A 4754-nucleotide genomic window follows, 5' to 3' on the forward strand; every position below is an offset into this window, starting at 1 on the left:
TGGAAGACGGCGCTGAACCAGTTCTCCCTGTTCTTCGAGGACCGACTCAACGCCGTATGAACCCCAAGGACTTACACAAAATCACTGACACGTCCCGGGGGCCGGCGGGGGATGCCGGCAACGGGGAAACGGGGAGGACCAGACGTATGGCCTGGGACGAGTGGGAGCAGTTGAAGGTGGACGCGGCGTCCCGCGGATCCACCCACATGCAGTTGAACCACATCCCGATGGATCCGGGCGGCAGCGGTGCCTCGGGCAAGCTCAAGTCGGACAAGAAGACCTGGACGATGGCCGGTGAGGACACCAAGGGCCTCCAGGACGACATCGGCAAGGTACTGGGCAAGCTGGACAACGGGCAGTCGGGCCTGGGTGAGGCGTCCGGGTGCGAGTCCGCGGAGGCCCAGAAGGAGCTGTACGACTCCTGGAAGAAGTACGTCACCGACGTCAAGGGCCGCTGTGGTGAGCTGGGCGGGCTGATGGAGCGGTCCGGGCACGACCTGTCGAAGTCGGATGGTGAAGTGAAGGCCGAGCTGGACAAGGTCGCGGCCAAGTACAAGGACACCGACGCCGCCGGCGGCCAGGCGAAGGGCCGGTGACGGGGCAGTCATGAACATAACAACGCTGAAGGCGCTGAAGACCTCGGAGTTCGAGGAGGCTGCCGACGGATACCGCGCCACGAGCGACATGGCGAGCACGGCCAAGGATGCGATCGAGAACAAGATCGTGCCGAGCCTGCGCAACCAGCTTGAGGGCAAGGCGATGGAGGCCGCCGTCGGAGAGCTGAAGGAGCTGGGTAAGAACTTCCACTACATTCAGACCGAATGTGCGCTCGCCAGTACGGCGCTGATTGGTTTCGCCTTCGACATGGCGGCGGCCAAGCGAAAGCTGGAGGCGGCTCTGGAGGATGCGAAGGCGGCAGGCTGCACGGTCGGTGCGGACGGCTCGGTTTCCTTCCCGGCGGGCGGCAACGAGGTCGATGGCAAGGTGCCCGAGGGGGGCACGGTAGCGGTCAGTACGAGCTCGACGGACCCGACGGCGAATGCGATCGAGCAGCAGGCCATCCACATGCACCCGAATCCGAATTTCGGCAAAGCAGTCGGGTTCGCGAACCGTATCGGTGACGCGCTGAAGGAAGCCACCGACGCGGACGCGAAGTGGGCACCGAAGTTGCGGGCGCTGAAGGCCGACGACGACTTGATGGTCTCGGATAGGGACTGGGCCGATGTCAAGTCCGACCAGGACGGCGTGAGCGAGGCCGGCAAGAAGTACCTCGACTCTCTGCCCCACCCGCCCAAGGACGGCGACCCGAAGGACAACGCGGCCTGGTGGAGGGGGCTCACGGACGAGCAGAAGTCGGCCTACATCTCCATGCGTCCTGACAGCGTGGGCAAGCTCGACGGCTTGCCCTCCGCGGTGCGCGACGAGGCCAACCGCATCGTCCTGGACGAGACCCGAGCCCGCTACCAGCTGGAGTTCGACCGCATTCCGAAGCCGCCGAAGAACGAGTGGACCACCATCTCCGAGCTCGGCTGGTCATCCAGGGTCCACTCCGCCGAATGGACGGACTGGTACAAGAAGTACGGCGATCGGTACTACCACCTCGACAAGTCGCTGCACGGTATGAAGGCCATCCAGGGCCGCTTCGACAAGACGGGCGAGCGGGGGCTTCCCGAGGCCTACCTGCTGGGCTTCAGCGCCGACGACGACGGCCGCGCGATCGTGGCCAATGGGAACCCGGATACCGCGGACCACCAGGCCGTCTATGTGCCGGGCACGACGTCGGACCTGAACAGCATCGAAGGCAACATCAACCGGATGGTCAACGTCTGGGACGTGGCCCACTCCAAGTCCGGCGGTCAAACCGTCTCCACGATCACCTGGCTGGGTTACGACGCGCCGGACGAAGTCGTCAAGGACGCGCGGCACGACAGCTACGCATACGACGGTGCGCCAGCGTTCAACAAGTTCCTGGACGGGCTCGATGCGTCACACTCCGGTGACACACCACCGCACCGGACCGTGATCGGTCACTCGTACGGATCGGCCCTCATCGGAGCCGCGGCCCAGAAGGGGACCCTCAACGCCGACGACGTCGTCTTCGCGGGCAGCCCCGGCGTCCTGGTGTCCGGTGCCGACGAGATGGACGTCCCCAAAGGGCACGTGTGGAACGAGGAGGGCGGCTCGGACCCGGTTCCGGAGCTCGGCCGCCCTTACCTCGGCGGGGATGGCACCATCATCCCCAGCGACCCGGACTTCGGCGCCAATCAGATGGCGACCAACACCCATGGGCACAGCGGGTACTGGGACCCCAGCTCCAAGAGCCTGCTGAACCAGGCGCTGGTCGTTGCCGGGAAGGGCGACGACGTGGAGCTGAAGCCCTCGTACGGCACGTTCGGGCCGCCCGGGTCTTGGGATCATGTGAAGTAGGAGAGACTCTCTGACGTGAAGATCAAGCTGGGCGTCCTCGCGCTCGCCATACCCCTTGCGCTCACTACCCTCACCGGATGCAACATGACTGACAACGGGTCCGACGTCCCCTCCGCCGGCACGAGCACGTCGAGTGATGCCGCTGACGAGGTGGAAGGTGTTTCCAGCGGTATCTACGAACTGATCGGCGTCAAAGGCAAGACGTCCGACAGCCGCGCGACCGTGACGGAGTGTTCCGGCAAGGACCCGGACAAATACTTCCGGGTCCTCCACCCGTGGAGCTTCACCCCGGCGTCCTCCGGTGACCTCGAGGTAGCCATGCAACGGCTCAGGGCGGCACTGCCGAAGCGCGGCTGGAAGATCGTCGAGTACGGGCCGGACACCAGCAAGAACAAGAACCTGAGGCTCACGGCTGACAACGACGAGAAGAAGGCCAGTGTGCACATCATTCAGATGGCGAAGGATAACCCTCCGATGCTGAGCGTGGATGTCATCTCCGGCTGCTACCAGGTCCCGGACGGCCAAGAGGTCGAGCACTTCTAACGGTGCTCTAGCGGGGGTGTCTGGGAGCTGAGAGCCCTGGCCGGTACCGACCAGACGGAGTGAGTGACGGGTTCGAGGCCCGTGAAGTTGCGAGGAGCGACAACGGGAGGTCGCTGCCGGGCCCGACGACCTCGTGCGCGCCGAGCGTGCGAAGCACCACACCGACCAACTTGGTCTCTACCGTTGCCGGCGCCGGCCGATAGTGCTGGACAACACCTCGAGCCAACCCATGACGAGACAGCGCAGCCTCCACAACCAACCTCTCCGCATTCTCTGGGGCTGAGGCCTCAGACCACGTGTGGTGCTGGAAGGCGCTGGAGGCGTAGGGAGCCTGGGTACCCGAATTCGTCCGCCACCTCTGTGACGTGGCGGTAGCCGTTCCCGCCTGCGTAGTTGAGAAGGCGCCCCCCCTGCCCGAAGCGCCATCCGCGCCGAGGTCGGGCGTGGGGGAGAAGCTGGGCAAGACCATGGGCGTCTTCGGAGTCATCGGTGATCTGGCCATGCTCTGGGACATGTCGCGGGACTGGAAGCGCGGCTGCGGCGGCTGGCTGCCCGATTGCCTCACGCCGCAGTGGGCGTGAGGCAGAGAATGAGGACAGAGTCGCAGAGGCCGTGGCGAAAGGACGAGTTACGGTGTGCGTCCCCGGCGCGAGCCGGAGGACGTGCCCGAGGCGATCGGTGCAGCCATGGCCCCGTACGACTACAACCGCCACATCGCCCCCGGTGAACCCGAGGTGGAAACCTGGTGGGACTACTGGCAGATCGACGGAGGGGGCTGCGAGTTCCCGGTCGTCCCGGGACACGAGGACGACCCGCGCCTCATCCGGGGAACCCACACGCTGCCGGAGAGGCGCGCAACGTTCCGCCCTCGTTGTGGTGGCCCACGGGGGCGGCTGGATCTCGAAACGCCGCGCGCACAGGCGGCCGCCGAGGCACGGCGCGCTTTCGAAGCCTGGCAGGCGTTCGCGTCCGGGTACCCGCCGGTGCACCCGGCGAGTCACTTCTGGGCCAGGCACTTCGCGGACCCCGAGGGCTACCCCAGGATCCAGGCCGTGGAGGACTACCGGACCCAGCCGGCACTGGTCGCGCTCGCCGACCTGCCGGAACTCGAGGACCTCGTGGGCGGCGACCCGGCCGCCCGCCTGGTGGGCGACCTGGGTGCCCACATGAGGGAAGCTGCGGACCAGGCGCTGACCACCCACGCACTCCTGACCCTGGACGGCCGGTGGCTCGCGATCAGCGGCCCCGAGCGGTGCCGTTACTTCAATGAGTACCTCGATGACCTGACGCCGGACACGATCGTCGTACGGGTGCTGTACCACGGGTGAGGGGGCGGGCGACGGGCTTGGGTCGGCAGTACGACGCCGGGAGGCTCTTGCCCGGCACCCCAGTCCCGGGTGGTCGACTTGACTCCCGAGGGGCTTTCTGACGCTCCGACGCAGGTCAGAGTGGCAATGCGTTGTGCCCCCGGCAGGATTCGAACCTGCGACAGCCGGTTTAGGAGTTCGATCATCCCGAGCTACTGCATGCTGAGGCACAGGGTGCGGTGGCGTAGCGGACTGCTGGGGGCCGTGGGGGTACGCCGTCGTTGATCCTGCGCGTCGGTCAGTTGGCGGGTCAGACCGCCTCGGGCGGCACCACCGACATCCTCACAGTCAGAAGCAGATGTCAAAGGCCCCGGACCATGATCTTGGGTTCAAGGGGTCGTCGCAACACCACTTGGTTTCAGGTGGTGAGTAGATCACGTAGACGCTCGGCTGGGGTATCCCAGCCGAGCGTCTTGC

5 protein-coding genes are annotated in these 4754 nt (G+C 66.0%); all 5 read left to right on the forward strand.

The annotated features are described in order from the left end of the window. The first annotated feature begins 146 nt into the window (after positions 1 to 146). A complete protein-coding gene (locus tag ACI2LW_RS33545; RefSeq protein WP_404735036.1) occupies positions 147 to 596 on the forward strand; it encodes a hypothetical protein in 450 nt (149 codons plus the stop codon). Positions 597 to 606: 10 nt separating this feature from the next. After that, positions 607 to 2427, forward strand: a complete 1821-nt coding sequence (locus ACI2LW_RS33550; RefSeq protein WP_404735037.1) for an alpha/beta hydrolase — start codon at positions 607 to 609, stop codon at positions 2425 to 2427. Positions 2428 to 2442: 15 nt separating this feature from the next. Further along, on the forward strand, positions 2443 to 2970 hold the full coding sequence (locus ACI2LW_RS33555) for a hypothetical protein (RefSeq protein ID WP_404735038.1): 528 nt from the start codon (positions 2443 to 2445) through the stop codon (positions 2968 to 2970). A 443-nt stretch (positions 2971 to 3413) separates the two neighbouring features. Then, positions 3414 to 3551, forward strand: coding sequence for a hypothetical protein (locus ACI2LW_RS33560; RefSeq protein WP_404735039.1), 138 nt, complete (start codon positions 3414 to 3416; stop codon positions 3549 to 3551). A 54-nt stretch (positions 3552 to 3605) separates the two neighbouring features. Next, positions 3606 to 4298, forward strand: a complete 693-nt coding sequence (locus tag ACI2LW_RS33565; protein WP_404735040.1) for a hypothetical protein — start codon at positions 3606 to 3608, stop codon at positions 4296 to 4298. Positions 4299 to 4754 lie beyond the last annotated feature (456 nt).

Origin of the sequence: Streptomyces sp. NPDC004065 (assembly GCF_044903565.1) — a bacterium.
Lineage (GTDB): Bacteria > Actinomycetota > Actinomycetes > Streptomycetales > Streptomycetaceae > Streptomyces.

Excerpts from the sequence above, each read along its gene's own strand:
- ACI2LW_RS33550 (WP_404735037.1), top strand. The coding sequence starts at position 607 with ATGAACATAACAACGCTGAAGGCGCTGAAGACCTCGGAGTTCGAGGAG.
- ACI2LW_RS33545 (WP_404735036.1), top strand. The coding sequence starts at position 147 with ATGGCCTGGGACGAGTGGGAGCAGTTGAAGGTGGACGCGGCGTCCCGC.